At 68.2% G+C, this 16,592-nt stretch carries 16 protein-coding genes and 2 pseudogenes; 10 read left to right on the top strand and 8 right to left on the bottom strand.

Annotation, left to right across the window (positions count from 1 at the left end; all coding sequences use genetic code 11):
* Positions 1-54 precede the first annotated feature (54 nt).
* On the bottom strand, positions 55-357 hold the full coding sequence (locus tag OOK40_RS32770) for a hypothetical protein (protein WP_266488872.1): 303 nt from the start codon (positions 355-357) through the stop codon (positions 55-57).
* Between the two features lie 501 nt (positions 358-858).
* On the opposite strand from OOK40_RS32770, the gene OOK40_RS32765 reads away from it, so the two are divergent.
* The 9 genes and pseudogenes from OOK40_RS32765 (at position 859) to OOK40_RS32725 (ending at position 8,980) form a co-directional block, all read left to right on the top strand.
* Positions 859-1,269, top strand: a complete 411-nt coding sequence (locus tag OOK40_RS32765) for a hypothetical protein (protein WP_266488870.1) — start codon at positions 859-861, stop codon at positions 1,267-1,269.
* A gap of 71 nt (positions 1,270-1,340) precedes the next feature.
* On the top strand, positions 1,341-3,689 hold the full coding sequence (locus OOK40_RS32760; protein WP_266488867.1) for a tetratricopeptide repeat protein: 2,349 nt from the start codon (positions 1,341-1,343) through the stop codon (positions 3,687-3,689).
* Positions 3,690-3,870: 181 nt separating this feature from the next.
* Complete coding sequence (locus OOK40_RS32755) at positions 3,871-5,109, top strand: pentapeptide repeat-containing protein (RefSeq protein WP_266488865.1); 1,239 nt, start codon at positions 3,871-3,873, stop codon at positions 5,107-5,109.
* A 64-nt stretch (positions 5,110-5,173) separates the two neighbouring features.
* Positions 5,174-5,965, top strand: coding sequence for a hypothetical protein (locus OOK40_RS32750; protein ID WP_266488863.1), 792 nt, complete (start codon positions 5,174-5,176; stop codon positions 5,963-5,965).
* Between the two features lie 44 nt (positions 5,966-6,009).
* On the top strand, positions 6,010-6,186 hold the full coding sequence (locus tag OOK40_RS35375; RefSeq protein ID WP_323136143.1) for a helix-turn-helix domain-containing protein: 177 nt from the start codon (positions 6,010-6,012) through the stop codon (positions 6,184-6,186).
* Positions 6,187-6,787: 601 nt separating this feature from the next.
* The gene (locus tag OOK40_RS32740) at positions 6,788-7,108 is read left to right on the top strand and encodes a hypothetical protein (RefSeq protein WP_266488858.1); all 321 of its coding nucleotides are present in this window, start codon (positions 6,788-6,790) and stop codon (positions 7,106-7,108) included.
* Positions 7,102-7,257: pseudogene (locus OOK40_RS32735) on the top strand (tyrosine-type recombinase/integrase); the annotation flags it as partial. The gene OOK40_RS32740 and the pseudogene OOK40_RS32735, both read left to right, overlap by 7 nt.
* 145 nt (positions 7,258-7,402) lie before the next feature.
* Positions 7,403-8,716: a S8 family serine peptidase gene (locus tag OOK40_RS32730; RefSeq protein ID WP_266488856.1), complete on the top strand. Its 1,314-nt coding sequence runs from the start codon at positions 7,403-7,405 to the stop codon at positions 8,714-8,716.
* A 45-nt stretch (positions 8,717-8,761) separates the two neighbouring features.
* Positions 8,762-8,980 carry a hypothetical protein gene (locus OOK40_RS32725; RefSeq protein ID WP_266488853.1) on the top strand — a complete coding sequence of 73 codons (219 nt, stop codon included), beginning with the start codon at positions 8,762-8,764 and terminating at the stop codon, positions 8,978-8,980.
* 289 nt (positions 8,981-9,269) lie between these two features.
* On the opposite strand, the gene OOK40_RS32720 is transcribed toward OOK40_RS32725, so the two are convergent.
* From OOK40_RS32720 to rpsB, 5 genes are all read right to left on the bottom strand, one after another.
* Complete coding sequence (locus OOK40_RS32720) at positions 9,270-10,379, bottom strand: phosphatidate cytidylyltransferase (protein WP_266488850.1); 1,110 nt, start codon at positions 10,377-10,379, stop codon at positions 9,270-9,272.
* Entirely contained in the window at positions 10,379-10,936 is a 558-nt protein-coding gene (frr, locus tag OOK40_RS32715; protein WP_266488847.1) for a ribosome recycling factor, read from the bottom strand. Before frr ends, OOK40_RS32720 begins: the two co-directional genes overlap by 1 nt.
* A gap of 126 nt (positions 10,937-11,062) precedes the next feature.
* The gene (gene pyrH, locus OOK40_RS32710; RefSeq protein WP_266488844.1) at positions 11,063-11,845 is read right to left on the bottom strand and encodes a UMP kinase; all 783 of its coding nucleotides are present in this window, start codon (positions 11,843-11,845) and stop codon (positions 11,063-11,065) included.
* Positions 11,846-12,005: 160 nt separating this feature from the next.
* The gene (gene tsf / locus OOK40_RS32705) at positions 12,006-12,842 is read right to left on the bottom strand and encodes a translation elongation factor Ts (RefSeq protein WP_266488843.1); all 837 of its coding nucleotides are present in this window, start codon (positions 12,840-12,842) and stop codon (positions 12,006-12,008) included.
* A gap of 106 nt (positions 12,843-12,948) precedes the next feature.
* The gene (gene rpsB, locus OOK40_RS32700) at positions 12,949-13,878 is read right to left on the bottom strand and encodes a 30S ribosomal protein S2 (RefSeq protein WP_266488841.1); all 930 of its coding nucleotides are present in this window, start codon (positions 13,876-13,878) and stop codon (positions 12,949-12,951) included.
* A 302-nt stretch (positions 13,879-14,180) separates the two neighbouring features.
* Here rpsB and OOK40_RS32695 point away from each other — a divergent pair.
* A pseudogene (locus tag OOK40_RS32695) lies at positions 14,181-14,675 on the top strand (M23 family metallopeptidase); the annotation flags it as partial.
* Positions 14,676-14,883: 208 nt separating this feature from the next.
* Here OOK40_RS32695 and OOK40_RS32690 read toward each other — a convergent pair.
* Positions 14,884-15,441: a TetR/AcrR family transcriptional regulator gene (locus tag OOK40_RS32690; RefSeq protein ID WP_266489294.1), complete on the bottom strand. Its 558-nt coding sequence runs from the start codon at positions 15,439-15,441 to the stop codon at positions 14,884-14,886.
* A gap of 71 nt (positions 15,442-15,512) precedes the next feature.
* Positions 15,513-16,349 (bottom strand): RNA polymerase sigma factor WhiG, encoded by an 837-nt coding sequence (gene whiG, locus OOK40_RS32685; RefSeq protein ID WP_266488838.1) that lies wholly within the window; start codon positions 16,347-16,349, stop codon positions 15,513-15,515.
* Between the last annotated feature and the right edge of the window lie 243 nt (positions 16,350-16,592).

Here is a 16,592-nt window from a genome sequence, read left to right as displayed (position 1 = left end):
AGTGTCATGCCAGAGGGGCCCCGGCTGGTTGCCGGGGCCCCTCTGCGTGCGTCGTCAGGGATTGCGCTTGATGCACTTCTTCACGAGGAAGGCCAGCACGCCCAACACCATGGCGCCGCCAGCGATCGATCCGTCGACGTACCCCGCCAGGTTGGCGGCCTCGGCTACGCCGATTGTCGCGATGGCTGCGGTCTCCGCGGAGGGCGCCTCGACGTTCCAGCTCGGCCGCAACTTCGGCCGCTCCACGGGCGTCGTGTCAGTCGGACGCTCCGAAAGACGCTGCCCCTGCGGGGGGATCGGCGGCATCTGAGCATTCGACGGACGCGACTGTCCGCCCGTATGGTTCTGCGCGTTCACGTTTTCCCTTTCCTCAGCCCTGAGAAGGGGATCCGCTGGACTCCATAGCGGCCTCCCGTGTGGTGCGGGAGGCCGCTTTTAGCGTTGCCGCCCCCCGGGCGCGTTCGCAGCCTTCGCGATCCGTGCCGGACTCCATGGCGACGGCAACCTGGTGGTGGCAGGGCTCTGTTGGGCCTCAAGTGGAGCTTGAGGACAGAGCATTTCGCCGTCGCCGAAGAGGTAAGCACGGGGTGCGTTTTCCGTCACTTGACGTTCCAGCATGTGAGATAGCTCCCCGAAAAGACCCCCATAAATGGCTCTCCGTAGATATGGAGTCACTTAGCGGAGTGGATTTTTGCATTTTCGATCACCCTGGAAATGCGGCGAGCAGCCCCTGCATCACGGAGGAGATGGGCCGTGCTCGATGCCCTTCGGGCTATGGCTCCGCTGGCCGGGTGGGCGTCACACTGGGAACTGCACGGCAGGCGACGCTGGTGGGGGTGCGGGATGGATGCTGTGACGATGGCGGCTGGGTCGGCGCTGGTGGCGGCGATGGCCACGGATGCCTGGCAGCAGGCCCGGGACGGCGTGGTCGCCCTGTGGCGGCGGATCCATCCTGAGCGGGCCGAGCAGGTGGGCGGCGAGCTGGAGGCACTGCGGACTCAGGTCCTCCAGGCCCGCCACGACCACGACCCCGACACCGAGCAGGCCCTGGAGGGCATGTGGCGGCTGCAGTTGCAGGCACTGCTGCAGCAGGACCCGACGGCGGCCGATGGGCTGCGCCGACTGCTGGATGACCAGCTCGGGCCGGCCCTGAACCCGGGCGAGCGTGAGCGGGTGTACTCCGTCTTCCAGAACACCACCGTGCACGGCGGCACGAGCATCGTCGCCGGGCGGGACGTGTACAGGGAGCCGCCGGCCCCAAAAGTCTGACCCCGCCCGACCAGCCGCCCGCCACGCGCGTCGAGCAGCAGGGCACGGTCCTCGGGCCGGGGGAACTCAACATGCCGGCCGGCGACATGTACAAGACGACGGTGCACGATGCGCCGCCGCCCGCCCGGCCGGTGGTCACCCATGGTCTGCCCCAGGACATCGCGGGCTTCATTGGGCGCGGGCGCGAGCTGAAGTACCTGCTGGCCGCGGCGGCCCCGGGCCGGGTGGTGAACGTGTATACCGTGGACGGGATGCCGGGGGTGGGCAAGACTGCCCTGGTCACCCGCGCCGCACATCGGCTCGCCGAGCGGTTTCCGGACGGGCAGTTCTTCTACGAACTGCACGCCCACACCCCCGGCCAGACCTCCGCCAAACCCGTCGACGTGCTGGCGGTGCTGCTGACCGGCCTGGGCATCGACCCGCGCAACCTGCCCCCGACCCTCGAAGGCCGCTCGCACCTGTGGCGCGACCGGCTCACCGGCAAACGCGTGCTGCTGGTGCTGGACGATGCCGCCGGCCACGCTCAGATCCAGCCTCTCCTGCCCGGCAGTCCCGGCTGCCTGACCCTGGTCACCAGCCGCCGCCGCCTCATCGCCCTCGACGGCGCCGACCCCCTGTCCCTCGACCCGCTCACCCCCGCCGAAGCCGCCGACCTGTTCACCAGCCGCTGCCACCGCGCCCCCACCGGCAGCGAACAGGACGCGGTCGCCGAGGTGGTTCGGCTGTGCGGGTATCTGCCGCTCGCGATCGTCCTGCTCGCCGGCCGCCTGCGCCACAAGGACGAGGAGAAGTGGTCCATTGCCCGGTTCGCCGCCGAGTTCGCCGACGCCCAGGACCGCCTGGGCGAACTCGACGACGGCGAAAACCGCGCCGTGTACACCGCCTTCACTCTCTCCTACCAGGACCTGCCCGAGGGCCAGCAGCGCCTGTTCCGCCGCATCGTCCTGCACCCCGGCACCGACCTCGACGCGTACGCCGCGGCTGCCCTCGACAACACATCCCTCACCGACACCCGCCGCCGCCTGGAGGCCCTCTACACCGACCACCTCCTCGACGAAACCACCCCCGGCCGCTACCAGCCCCACGACCTCCTGCGCGCCTACGCCCAAACCCTCACCTGCAACGACCCGCCCGACGAGCGTGCCCAGGCCACCGAACGGCTCCTGGACTACTACCAGCACACCGCCCTGAGGGCCGACCACCACCTGAGGGCCGACCACCACCTGAACCGCGCCCCCCGCCCCGACACCCCGACCACCGCCCCGCCCGCAGCCGCCCCGGACCTGCCCGACCGGGCGGGCGCCCTGGCCTGGATGCGCACTGAACGCGCCAACCTCCTCGCCTACCTCGACACCGCCACCCAAGGCCAGGCACCCCGCGTGGTCCACCTGACCGCTGCCATGGCCGCCTTCCTCCTTCAGGACGGCCCCTGGCTCCAGGCCGCTACCCTCCACCAACGCGCTGTCACCGCCGCCCGCCACGCCACCGACCCCTCCGGCGAAGCCAACGCCCTCCACGAGCTGGGCACCGTGCGGTACCTGACCTGCGCGTACGCGCAGGCGGTTCGGCTTCAGAAGCAGGCCTTGGCCCTGTATGAGAACCTCGGCCACCGGCTCGGGCAGGCCAACGCCCTCAACGAGCTGGGCCGTGCGCGGCGGGCGTTCAGCGAGTATGCGCAGGCGGTCCGGCTCCTGGAGCAGGCCTTGGCCCTGTATGAGAACCTCGGCCACCGGCCCGGGCAGGCCAACACCCTCCACGAGCTGGGCCATGTGCGGCAGGCGGTCGGCGAGTATGCGCAGGCGGTCCGGCTTCAGGAGCGGGCCTTGGCCCTGTATGAGAACCTCGGCCACCAGCACGGGCAGGCCAACGCCCTCAACGCCCTGGGTCGTGTGCGGTACCTGACCGGCGAGTACGTGCAGGCGATCCGGCTTCAGAAGCAGGCCTTGGCCCTGTATGAGAACCTCGGCGACCGGCTCGGGCAGGCCAACGCCCTCAACGAGCTGGGCCGTGCGCGGCGGGCGGTCGGCGAGTATGCGGAGGCGGTCCGGCTCCTGGAGCAGGCCTTGGCCCTGTTCCAGGAGGTTGGCGATCCGCAAGGAGAGGCCGAGGTGCTGAACAACGTAGGGGCGCTTTTGGCCGATTCCACCGGGCCACAAGCGGCCCTCACCCCGTACCGGAAGGCACTGGAACTAGCACGTCAGATCCGCAGCCCCCTGGACGAGGCGCGGGCGCTCGAAGGAGCGGCCCGCTGTCTGGCTCGTATCGGCGATCACACGGCCGCTGCGCCTGAACTGCGTGCAGCCATCGATATCTACCAGTGCATCGGCGCGGCCGAAGCGCAGTCAGCCGCCGAATATCTGGCCACTCTGGAGGCCGAAGCGGCTGCCGGTGCATCGGATGTGGAGGATTCGATCGATTGATGGACGGCAGGGCAGTCTGCCGAGAGAGGTTCTCTCTCTCGGCTAAGCGGGCAACCAGTCGCTGTCTGCAGCTGTCCCTGAGTTCATGACCTCAACCGCTCCCCCGCCGGAATGGCCGCACTGCGGTGATGGAGCCGACCCGGCTCTCGGCGGCGATCAGGTCGGCTGCCGCGGCCGACGCGTGGACCCGTATAACGCGTGCCTGGTCCACCTCACCACCGAGGACCGAGAGACCTACGTCGCCACTCTCGCTCCCGGCAGCGACCTCGATCATCGCGGCACAGAGTTGGATGAGGGCCTCCTCGGCCAGCTGCTCGATGCAGTACGAGATCCCGGCACTCAGCGCCCAACGATCGGCGACGCCCGGTTCGAGTCGGCCACCTTTACCCGCGACGCCCGGTTCGACTCAGCGACCTTCAAGGGCACCGCCTGGTTCAAGTCGGCCACCTTCAGCGGCGACGCCCGGTTCGGCTCGGCCACCTTCGACGCCCCCGCCTTCTTCGGCTCGGTCGCCTTCACCAGCACCGCCGGATTCGACTCAGCGACCTTCATTGGCAGCGCCGGATTCAACTCAGCCAAGTTCAATGGCAGCGCCGGATTCAACTCAGCCACATTCATCGGCGAAGCACGTTTCGGCTCGGTCACCTTTACCCGCAGCGCCCGGTTCGAGTCGGCCACCTTCAGCGGCGACGCCCACTTCGGGTCAGCGACCTTCAACGACACCGCCCTCTTCACCTCGACCACGTTCACCTGCGGCGCCTGGTTCGGCTCGGCCAGGTTCACCCGCGACGCCCGGTTCGAGTCGGCCAGGTTCACCCGCGACTCCAGTTTCAGTTCGGCCACCTTTACCCGCGACGCCCGGTTCGGCTCAGCCACATTCAGCGGCGAAGCCAGGTTCGCCTCAGCCACCTTCACCCAAGACGCCTGGTTCAGTTCGACCACGTTCACCCGCGACGCCCGGTTCGAGTCGGTCACCTTTACCTGCAGCGCCCGGTTCGACTCGGCCACTTTTTCCCGCAGGGCCCGATTCGGGTCGGTCGCGTTCAATGGCACCGCCGGATTCGGATCGGCCACGTTCAATGGCGCTGCAGAGTTCTCCTCAGCCTCGTTCGACAGCAGCGCCCGGTTCGATTCGGCCACCTTCAACGGCGACGCCCGGTTCGGCTCGGCCGTGTTTGAGCGGGCACCGCAGGTGGGCCCTCTGACATGCGCAGGCGTTTTCGATCTGTCGTCCGCATCGTTCGGGGGTCCGGTCACGATCGAGGCGGCCGCCCGGCACGTGGTTTGCCGCCGCACCCGCTGGTCCTCAGCAGCTGGCCTACGGCTGCGGTACGCCGAAGTGGACTTCACCGACACGGTCTTCGAGTATCCGCTCAGCATCGCCGCCCACGCCCGCCCCCTTCACCCTGGCTCAGGGTGAAGTACTGCAGGAAGGGGTCCTGTCAGAACGGCCTGCGACCGTACGAATGCTGTCGTTACAGGGAGTGGACGCAGCCCACCTGGTCCTCACCGACCTCGACATGAGCAAGTGCCGGTTCGCCGGGACCGTACACCTGGACCAGCTGCGCCTGGAGGGACGCACGTCCTTCGCACAGGTGCCGGAGGGCCTCTACGGGCGCCGAGCGCGCCTCGTGCGGTTCACCCAGCGGCGCACGCTCGCCGAGGAGCAGTACTGGCGTGCTGGGCAGCCAGCGGCCCTTCCCGGCTGGACACCAGCGCCCGAGGGCGCCGACACGGTGGGCCCGGCCGCGCTGGCGGCGCTGTACCGGTCACTGCGGAAGGCCTTCGAGGACGGGAAGAACGAGCCGGGAGCAGCAGACTTCTACTACGGCGAGATGGAGATGCGCCGCGCGGATGAGGAGACACCGCGGGCGGAGCGGTGGTTGCTGGCTGGCTATTGGGCCCTGTCCGGATACGGGCTGCGTGCCACCCGCGCCTTGGTGTGGTTGCTGCTGGCGATGACCGGGACGCTGTTCGCGATGATGCTTTGGGGTCTGCCCGTCGACGATCCAAAGGCAGAGGCGACCGGGAAGGTGACGGGTCAGGACATCCGGCTCACCACCGAAACCCCCGACCCGGTCAACCCCACCAACGCCTACCACGAACGGATATCGACCGATCGGTTCGAGAAGAGCCTGCGCGCGGTGGTCAATTCGGTCATCTTCCGCTCCTCCGGGCAGGACCTCACCACCGCCGGTACCTACACGGAAATGGCCTCCCGCCTCACCGAACCTGTACTACTCGGCCTCGCCGTCCGCGGCCGCATCAAACGGTAGCCGTCGGCGGCAGCTGCCCCAAGCTCACCCGCGATCAGGCGGCGCTGGCTCAGCAGCTGTACGACGCGCGGGAGAAGACGGTCCAGCAGATCGCCGACCTGTTCGGGGTGCCGCGGTCGACGGTGTACGGGCATCTGGACCGGGAGAAGTCTGTGCCCCGGCAGCCGAAGAAGAGGACCGCCTCCTCCACCGAGACGGAGGCGGCGAAAGGGCGGCACTGACCGCCTGACCGAACGCCTCGCCAGCGGCATCCACTTGCGCGGGGTTCCGTACGTCGTGTGCGGCTTCGACGAGGCGCCGGGTGGCAGTTGCCAGGTCACGGTCTGGGTGACGTAGCAGAGGCACGGCCGCGGCCGCGAGCCGATGGGCGGATGCGGTGACGCCGGCCGTGGCGAGCTTTGCGTCGCGGCGGTCCTGGCTCAGCGATCGGCCCGCCGCGGCGAGGCCCGCCGCTCCCCACAGCCGATCCGAGCCGCGCCCGGTCAGGCGGGCGCGGGAGTAGCCGCCTGCCGCTGCAAGGCAGGCCAGCAGGAATGACCGCCATTGCTCGACCGGTCCCTCCCACAGGATGTGGTTGGTGGTGGCGGTCGCCTTCAGATCCGCCACGGCCAGGATCAAGGCGTCGGCCTGCGCCTCCAATGTCGCGCGCTCTGCTTTCGCGTCGGCCTGGTCGCGGGACTTGTTGGTAAGCCACCAGCTGAGGACGGCCACGGGCATGGCGGTGGCGGTGGCCACCAGCGCTTCAATCACCCGCACAGAATGCTGTACGGCCCAGCGTGGCGGATACAGAACGACAGATTCGAACGGGTGTACCTTTCTGGGGTGAGCACCGCCTACCACTTCCCCCCGCGGCTGCAGGCGGTGCAGCTGCACGGCGTCCGCGCCCAGTACGAGCAGCTGTGCCGGTCCCTGCCCTGGTCCGTCGACCCCACCCCCGGCTGGACCTACGAAGAGAAGTCGACGATGGGGCCAGCGACCCGGACCGTGTCCTTCGCCGACTCTCCCGGCTACACCCCCGAGCAGGTAACGCTGGAGCGACAGTTCCGGCGCCGGCTACTCCGGCTCTCGGCCGCCGTCATCACGGATCCGTGGTGGACCAGCGTGCCGAGCGGGGAGCAGGTCGATGCCCGCATGGCGCGCTGAGGCACTTCTATGCGTCCGTTCTGCTGGACGCCGGAGAGAGCATCAAAGCCGTCTGCCAGTACCTGGGGCACTCTGACCCGGCACTCACGCTGAGGGTCTACACACATCTGATGCCAACGAGTCGCGAGCGGACCCGGCGTGCCGTCGATCAGGCGCTACGCAGGCGACGGGCCGTGCCCCGATCGGCGGTACATGGCGCGCGCTCCCAGCTGCCCTCACCGGATGCTCGAACCGGCACTGGGTCCACCAGACCGGTGGTCGCCCTCCGGGTCAGACGAGCGAAAGGGCAACGCGATGAGCGACATGGGAGGCACCTCAGTGATGGCGGACGCCGGCGTCGCAAAGATCCCAGGGGGCGAATACACAGGCCGCTACCTTGTTCTCCTCGACAGTGAGAACCTCACTAGCGGTGTGGCAGCACTGGAAAAACAGGCTGGGATCTCGAAGCCAGAGCATGTTTCCGGAGCGGAAGCCGCGTCGGCTTCGCAAGCGCTCGCCGAAGGCCAAAGCATCGTCCTCGACGACCTGGGCGTCGCGATCGTCTCGGTGGATCTGGACCAGCGCCCGGCGCTGGCGGGGGCCGTGACCGCTAACTCCGCCATCCTCCATGTCGAACAAGAGAGAGTGCTGTACGCCTGCACTGCGGCTGATGAGTACCTCAGGGGGTACGACAGAGGTTACAGAGCTGGACGAGGAGACTGCCCGGACAATCGCGTGGCCGAAGGGGTCCGCACCAAGCACGTCGATGTCGATTGGGGGGAGTCCGAAGCAACCTGGGGCATCCAGGCCGTCCTAGCCCACAGGACTGAGCTGACAGGGAGCGGCGTGGGGGTTGCCGTACTCGACACCGGTTTTGCACCGTCGCACCAGGACTTCGATACACGAATCGCCGATCGCGTTACCTTCGTACCGGGGGAAACGGCGGATGATGGCAACGGTCACGGGACTCACTGCGCTGGAACAGCGTGTGGCCCGAAGCACAGCCCGGGCAGGCCCCGCTACGGCGTAGCCTGCGAGGCCAACCTCTACATCGGCAAGGTCCTGAACGACCAGGGTAGAGGGGAAGAAGGGCAGATCCTCACCGGCCTCAATTGGGCCATCACGCAGTCTCAGGTCAAGGTTGTCTCGATGTCCTTCAGTGCAGCGGTGGCACAAGGGCAGCCTCCCTCCTGGCTCTTCGAGAGAGCCGCTCAGGTAGCGGCACGGCGAGGAAAGCTACTCGTTGCTGCGGCCGGGAACGATAGTTCGCGTCCACACCACAGCGCGCCTGTCGGTCACCCAGCAAACTGCCCCTCCGTGCTGTCGGTGGCCGGCATCGGGCCAGATCGCAGGGTCGCGCCGTTCTCCTGTGCGGGGCTCAATTCTGGCGGTGGTGAAGTTAACCTAGCGGCGCCCGGGGTAGACGTGTTCTCATCCTCACCATCAGGACACAGGCGGCTCTCAGGCACCAGCATGGCAGCCCCGCATGTGGCTGGCGTGGCCGCACTGCTATGGCAAAAGCACCCCCATGCCACGCCAGCAGACATCAAGAACTACCTCATCACGGGCGCATCCCACCTCCACGACGAGGTGGTCGATGTTGGAGCGGGTTTGGTGCAGGCTCCGTAGTGCGTGAGAGGATTGATTAAGTTCGACGGAAACAGGTGGAGCGCAATGAGCGAAGTTGAACGAACAGTCAATATCGTCGTCGCGCTCGACCTCGACCGATACGACGAGGTTCTCGAGTCGGTGCGCAAGGCTGGCCTGATCATCAGGTCCAAGCAGCCAGCGATCGGGACTGTCGTGGGCAGCGCACCTGAAATTTCCCTGCCGAAGCTGCGAGCCGTGGACGGCGTCGAGTCTGTGGAACCTGAGCGCGTCTTCCAAGTTTGATTGGTCGAGTAACCGCCAGGTTGCGGACCCGAGCTACCTCCGGACAGTTTTCCGTAGCCCCACGGCCCACAGACGGCCCCGATGTCTGCAAGCAGCCCTCTACCGGCGGGAAACCGCTGGTAGAGGGCTTTCTTGTCCGCGAGACTATGAGTTCTCCGGGCTTGGGCATGGTGTTACCAGTGTCGCAGAGATACCAAGAGGGGTTCGCCGTCCTGGGGGTACCCCCATGCCCGAAGGGCTATGGGGGAGGGACAACGAACCCCTCGGCCCAAACGCGCAGGTCAGCCGGTCAGCCGGATCCGACGAAGATCACCATCAGCAGCCACACCACGGGAGCCGTCGGCAGCAGGGAGTCGAGCCGGTCCATGATGCCGCCGTGTCCCGGCAGCAGCGTGCCCATGTCCTTGATGCCGAGGTCCCGCTTGATCATCGACTCGCCCAGGTCACCGAGCGTCGCAGTGGCCGCGACCGCGAAGCCCAGCAACAGGCCCTGCCACCAAGTGCCGTCGTCGATCACGAACTCCATCAGCAGCGCGCCCGCCGCCATCGCGAACGTCACCGCGCCGACCAGGCCCTCGCGGGTCTTCCCGGGGCTGATGCGCGGCGCGAGCTTGTGCTTGCCGAAGCGCCAGCCGACGGCGTACGCACCCGTGTCGCTGACCACGGTCAGCACCAGGAAGGTGAGCACCCGCTGCGGTCCGTCGTCGGCGGTGAGCATCATCGCGACGAACGTCGCCAGGAACGGCACGTAGAACGCGGCGAAGACACCCGCCGTGACGTCCTTCAGATATCCCTCGGGCGGCTCCGTCATCCGCCAGACCAGGACCGCGAGCGCCGTGAGCGCCATCGCGACCCAGGCACCCTCCGCACCGCGGACATAACCGGCCACGACCATCGCCGCGCCGCCCACTGCGAGCGGTACCAGCGGCGCCTTGATCTGCTTGCGCTCCTCGAGACGCGAGGTGAGCTCCCACAGCCCGACGACGACCGCGACCGCTATCACGCCTACGAACACGGCTTTGACGATGAACAGCGATGCCACGATCACAGCGCCGAGCCCGACACCGACCCCTATGGCCGCCCGCAGATCACGGCCGGCCCGCTTCTTCTGCGGCGGCTCGGACGCCGGCGGCGGGGTGGGCATGGGCTCCTGCGGAATCTCGTCCCGGAACAGAGGGCCGCTCAGCCGAGCGGCCCCCCGGTCGCGGTCGTCGTTCTGGTCGCGGTCGTTACGGTCTTCGGCGTCTCTACCTGCGTCGGGAAAGTCCGGCACGATGGGCATGGGCCGAGTCTGCTGTGCGTCATGCTCATCGTATGCGGGACCCGCCGGGGCAGGCCCCTGGTCGGGCGGTCCCCAGAAACCGGCTCTCGGCGGGGCCCCCCAGGAAGAGTCGTTCATCAGACCTCGAGCAGCTCGGCTTCCTTGTGCTTGAGCAGCTCGTCCACCTGCGTGACGTACTTCGCGGTGGTGTCGTCGAGCTCCTTCTCCGCACGGCGGCCCTCGTCCTCGCCGACCTCGCCGTCCTTGATGAACTTGTCGATCGTCTCCTTGGCCTTGCGGCGCACGGAACGGATCGAGATCTTGGAGTCCTCGGCCTTGGTCTTGGCGACCTTGATGAACTCCTTGCGGCGGTCCTGCGTCAGCTCCGGGAACACCACCCGGATGATGTTGCCGTCGTTGCTCGGGTTGACGCCGAGGTCGGAGTCGCGGATGGCCTGCTCGATATTGCGCAGCGCGCTCTTGTCGAACGGGGTCACCACGGCCATCCGCGCCTCGGGAACCGAGAACGAGGCCAGCTGGTTGATCGGGGTCAACGCACCGTAGTAGTCCGCCACGATCTTGTTGAACATCGCCGGGTGCGCACGTCCGGTGCGGATCGCGGCGAAGTCATCCTTGGCGACCAGGACGGCCTTCTCCATCTTCTCCTCGGCCTCGAGGAGGGTCTCTTCGATCACCACTTGCTCCTGCGTGTCTTGAGTAGGCCCGGCGTTCGACTGGGCCGGCGGAACCTGCGTCGCGTCTTTTCCCTGCACGGTGTCCGACCGGCAGGACTTTGTCCATCCCTCAAGGGAAGCCCGGGGTCAGGCCCTGGTGCCCTGGTCGCTCACGAGCGTGCCGATCTTCTCACCCTTGACGGCCCGAGCGATATTGCCTTCAGCGAGCAGTTCGAAGACAAGGATCGGAAGGGCGTTGTCGCGGCAGAGAGTGATGGCCGTGGCGTCGGCGACCTTGAGGTTGCGGGAGAGCACCTCGCCGTACTCCAACGCGTCGAACTTCACCGCGTCGGGGTTGGTCTTGGGGTCGGAGTCGTAGACCCCGTCGACGCCGTTCTTGCCCATCAGCAGGGCTTCGGCGTCGATCTCCAGGGCGCGCTGCGCGGCGGTGGTGTCGGTGGAGAAGTACGGCATACCCATACCGGCGCCGAAGATGACCACGCGCCCCTTCTCCAGGTGGCGCACGGCGCGCAGCGGGATGTACGGCTCCGCGACCTGCCCCATGGTGATGGCGGTCTGGACACGGGAGTCGATGCCCTCCTTCTCCAGGAAGTCCTGGAGGGCGAGGCAGTTCATCACCGTGCCGAGCATGCCCATGTAGTCGGAGCGGGCCCGGTCCATGCCGCGCTGCTGCAGCTCGGCCCCGCGGAAGAAGTTGCCGCCACCGATGACGACCGCGATCTGCGCACCGTCGCGGACGACCGCGGCGATCTCACGCGCGATGGCGTGTACGACGTCGGGGTCGACGCCGAGTCCGCCGCCGCCGGCGAAGGCCTCACCGGACAGCTTCAGCATGAAGCGCCCGGCCTTGTTGACGTCGTGGTCGCTCTTGTCGTCGGCTGCCTGGTTGGCGTCCGCGCCCTTGTTCATGGAGATCTCCTCGTGCACATACGAAGAAGGCCATTGCCTTGGGGTTCTGGTGTCCCTGTCGGCAATGGCCTCCTCGTCAGATCTGCGGTCGTCCGGCGCGAGCGCGACCGGCGACTGCGTAAGAAACCCTAGCGGGCTCCCGTGTCGATCGCTTAACGGGTCAGATGCCGACCTTGATGCGCGAGAAGCGCTTCAGCGTGACACCGGCCTCGTCCAGAACCTTCTGGACGGACTTCTTGTTGTCGAGCGCGTAGGGCTGGCCAAGGAGGGTGGCCTCCTTGAAGAAGCCGTTGACCCGACCCTCGACGATCTTCGGGAGGGCGGCCTCGGGCTTGCCCTCGGCGCGGGTGGTCTCCTCGGCGACGCGGCGCTCGGTCTCGACGACCTCCGCCGGGACGTCCTCGCGGGAGAGGTACTTCGGCGCGAAGGCGGCGATGTGCTGCGCGACGCCCTTGGCGACCTCGGCGTTCGCCTTGTCGAGCTCGACAAGGACACCGATCTGGGGCGGGAGGTCAGGCATGGTGCGGTGCATGTACGCCGTGACGTAGGCACCGGAGAACTGCGCGAAGCGGTCGAGGACGATCTTCTCGCCGAGGTTGGCGTTGGCCTCGTCGACGAACGCCTGGACTGTCTTGCCGGCCTCGATTTCGGAGGCGAGCAGCGCGTCGAGGTCGGCCGGAGAGGTCGCGGCGACGTGGACGGCCAGGGCGTTGGCGACGGCCTGGAACTTCTCACCCTTGGCGACGAAGTCCGTCTCGCACTTCAGCTCGACGAGGACACCGGAGGTGTTGTCGTCGGCGATCAGGGAGACGACGGCACCGTTCTCGGCAGAGCGGCCCTCGCGCTTGGCGACGCCCTTCTGGCCCTTGATGCGCAGGGCCTCGACGGCCTTGTCGACGTTGCCCTCGGCCTCGTCCAGGGCCTTCTTGCAGTCCATCATGCCGGCGCCGGTGAGCTCGCGGAGCTTCTTGACGTCAGCGGCGGTGTAGTTCGCCATGTCCTTGAATCTCTCTCGAAAGTCGAAAGTCGAAGATCTACGGGTGAGCGGCGGGGGCCGGCGCTTGTGGCACCGTCCCCCGCCGTCAACTACCGAACCTGTGTGGTCAGGCCTGCTCGGCGTCCGCGGCCGGCTTCTCAGCCTCGGCGGCCGGGGCGGCCTCAGCGGCCGGAGCCTCGGCAGCCGGAGCCTCAGCAGCAGCCTCGGCCGGCTTCTCGGCCTCGGCGGCGGCCGGAGCCTCGGCGTCGTCAGCCTTCTTCTCGCCCTCGAGGAGGTCGCGCTCCCACTCGGCCAGCGGCTCACCGGCGGCCTTCTCGCCCGGCTTGGAGTCACCGGTGGCGACGCCGGAACGGGCGATGAGGCCCTCGGCGACGGCGTCGGCGATCACGCGGGTGAGCAGGGTGACGGAGCGGATGGCGTCGTCGTTGCCCGGGATCTTGTAGTCGACCTCGTCCGGGTCGCAGTTGGTGTCCAGGATCGCGACGACCGGGATGTGGAGCTTGCGCGCCTCACCGACGGCGATGTGCTCCTTCTTGGTGTCGACGATCCAGACGGCGCTGGGCACCTTCTGCATCTCGCGGATACCACCAAGGGTCTTCTCCAGCTTGGCCTTCTCGCGGGAGAGGACCAGGAGCTCCTTCTTGGTGAGGCCGGACGCGGCCACATCCTCGAAGTCGATCTGCTCCAGCTCCTTCAGACGCTGAAGGCGCTTGTAGACGGTGGAGAAGTTGGTGAGCATGCCGCCCAGCCAACGCTGGTTGACGTACGGCATGCCAACGCGCGTCGCCTGCTCGGCGATGGCCTCCTGGGCCTGCTTCTTGGTGCCGACGAACATGATGGAGCCGCCGTGGGCGACGGTCTCCTTGACGAACTCGTAGGCGCGGTCGATGTACGACAGCGACTGGAGCAGGTCGATGATGTAGATGCCGTTGCGCTCCGTGAAGATGAATCGCTTCATCTTCGGGTTCCAACGACGGGTCTGGTGACCGAAGTGGACGCCGCTTTCCAGCAGCTCCCGCATCGTGACGACGGCCATGGCCGTATCTCCTTGGGTTCTCGGTTATGTCCTGACGCCCCGACGCGCCGTGCCACAAGGGACCGAGGAGCGCGGCCACCGACCTGAAGAGGGTGTGGTGGCGGGGCGTGCGAAGTCGACCCGGTGACCCGGATCGCCAGAAGAAGTGTACGGGACCCGCGCAGTGCCGGGTGACGGCGCTGTCCACAACCGGTCGGTACTCCACAGATCGGGACCATGATCCACTCGGCTGCGGGATTCGCGGGACGGTCTGTGCCATGAACCGCGCCCTGTTTCGCAGTCTTCTCGTCCTGCTCGTTCTGATGCTTTCCCTGGCCTGGGCGGGCACTGGCCCCGCCCGGGCCGACGATTCCCGCGGCCGGAGCTGGCCGCTGGGGCCGCCCCGTCCCGTCGTCGCGCGCGGGTGGGAGCCGCCGGCCTCGGCGTACGGGGCGGGGCACCGCGGGGTGGATCTGGCCGCGCCACCCGGCACAGAGGTACGGGCGGCCGCGCCCGGCCGGGTCTCATTCGCGGGCCGGGTCGCGGGCCGCCGCGTGCTGTCCGTGACCCTCACCGGTACGGGTGAGCCGCCGCTGCGCACGACCTACGAACCGGTGCGCCCGCTGCTGCCCGAGGGCGCGGAGGTGAGCGCGGGCCAGGTGGTGGCGACCATGGAGGCGGGGCCGTCGCACTGTGCCTCGGGGTGCCTGCACTGGGGGCTGCTGCGCGGGAGGGAGTATCTGGATCCGCTGTCCCTGCTGCCGCCCTGGCTGCTGCGCCGTCCCCCGTCCCGGCTGCTGCCGGTGTTCGGCGTCCCGGCTCTGGAGTCGACCGCTGCTGCGGATGTTCCTCTGGTGCACGCGCCGGTGCGCGCGCCGGTTCTCGCGGGGGCGGGCGGGGCGCTGCACGCTGTGCTGCTCGCGGTCACGGCCGCCGTGTCCCAGTGGGCGCTGCGGCGTGGCCGGGCGACCGGCCCGCGCGGGCAGGGTCCGCGAGGCTCGTGGCCCGAAACAAGCACGCGCCGGCTCAGCCCCGTACGCCTCGCAGAGCCATCGCCACGGCCGCGTCGGCGATCGCCTCCGGGTCCTCCGCGGCACCGATCTCGATACGGCGCACCGCCGCGTCCACGACACCCTGCAGCAGCATCGCCGCCAGCCGGGGCTGCTCCTGGCCCAGCTCGCCCAGCGCCTCGACGATCATCGCGATCAGCCCGCCGTGCGCGGCACGGATCTTCTCCCGTGCCCCGGCGTCCAGCTCGCTCGCGGAGATCGCGACAACCGCCCGGTGACGCCGGTCGCCCACGAGATCCAGCTGCTTGCGTACGTACGCCTCGACCTTGCCCTCCGCCGTGTCCGCCTGCTGCATCGCGGTCTCGACCTCCGCCGCCCAGACGGGGAAGTCGACGGCGCACAGCTCTTCGACGACCGAGGCCCGAGAGCGGAAGTACTCATAGACGGAGGACCTGGCCAGGCCCGTGCGCTCGGCGAGGGCGGGGAAGGTCAGCGCCTCCGTGCCGCCCTCGGACAGCAAGGAGCGCGCGGCGTCCAGCAGGGCGCCGCGCTGCATCGTCCGGTGCTCGGCCACGGAGGCCGCTCGAATCCTTGGCACGCCTCCACTGTACGGATGCCGGCCGATGAGGCAGGGAGGATTCGGCGTCAGCGCCCGACGTCGGCCAGCTTCGCGCGCAGTTGCAGGACCGACTTCGTGTGGATCTGGCTGACGCGGCTCTCGGTGACACCGAGGACATTGCCGATCTCGGCGAGGGTGAGGCCCTCGTAGTAGTAGAGGGTGACGACGGTCTTCTCGCGCTCGGGCAGGGTGTTGATCGCGCGGGCGAGCAGCCGGCGCAACTCCCGGTCCTCGGCCACCTCGACCGGGTTGTCGGCGGCCGTGTCCTCAAGGGTGTCCATCAGGCTGAGCCGGTCGCCACCCTCGCCGCCCACATGCAGCAGCTCCTCCAGCGCCACAACGTTCGCCAGCGACAACTGGCTGAAAACCGCGTGCAGTTCGTCCACCGCGATCCCCATCTCGGCGGCGACCTCGCACTCCGTGGGCGTACGCCGCAGCTGCGCCTCCAGCGTGCCGTAGGCCCGCTCCACGGCCCTGGCCTTCTGCCGCACGGAGCGCGGAATCCAGTCCAGGGCCCGCAGTTCGTCGATCATCGCGCCACGGATGCGGGTGATCGCGTACGTCTCGAACTTGATCGACCGGTCGATGTCGAACTTCTCGATGGCGTCGATGAGTCCGAAGACTCCGGAGGAGACGAAGTCCGCTTGTTCAACATTGGACGGCAGCCCCACGCTCACCCGTCCCGCGACGTACTTCACCAGAGGTGAGTAATGCAGGATCAACTGCTCCCGCAGCCGCTCGTCACCCGTGGCCTTGTACGACCGCCACAACTCGTCGAGCGACGAAGGAGCGGGGGGCCGCACGGTGCCACGGGCAGCGGGGGGCACTGCCGCGCGGTCAGACCCGGAGGTGTGCTGGGGCATGCGTTGCCTTGAGCCGTTCTGCTGTGAGGGGGGAGGGGGACGAGCGTCTGGGCCGGAACCTTGGTGAGCGTAGCGTGACTGCAGCGTTGCGGTGGGCGAAGGACGAGGGAACGAACCTGTGCGGGTATCTGCTGTCGCCCACACCTTCGAACCGGGGCGGCCACCGCGCGCGCCGGGCTCTCAGATGTCGCCGACAGGCCTGCAAAGCTCATCGGCATCACCTTTTCACCCGAATGCTCCAGG

It is taken from the genome of Streptomyces sp. NBC_01481, from assembly GCF_026339995.1.
Lineage (GTDB): Bacteria > Actinomycetota > Actinomycetes > Streptomycetales > Streptomycetaceae > Streptomyces.
This window is presented reverse-complemented; position numbering and strand designations above follow the sequence as displayed.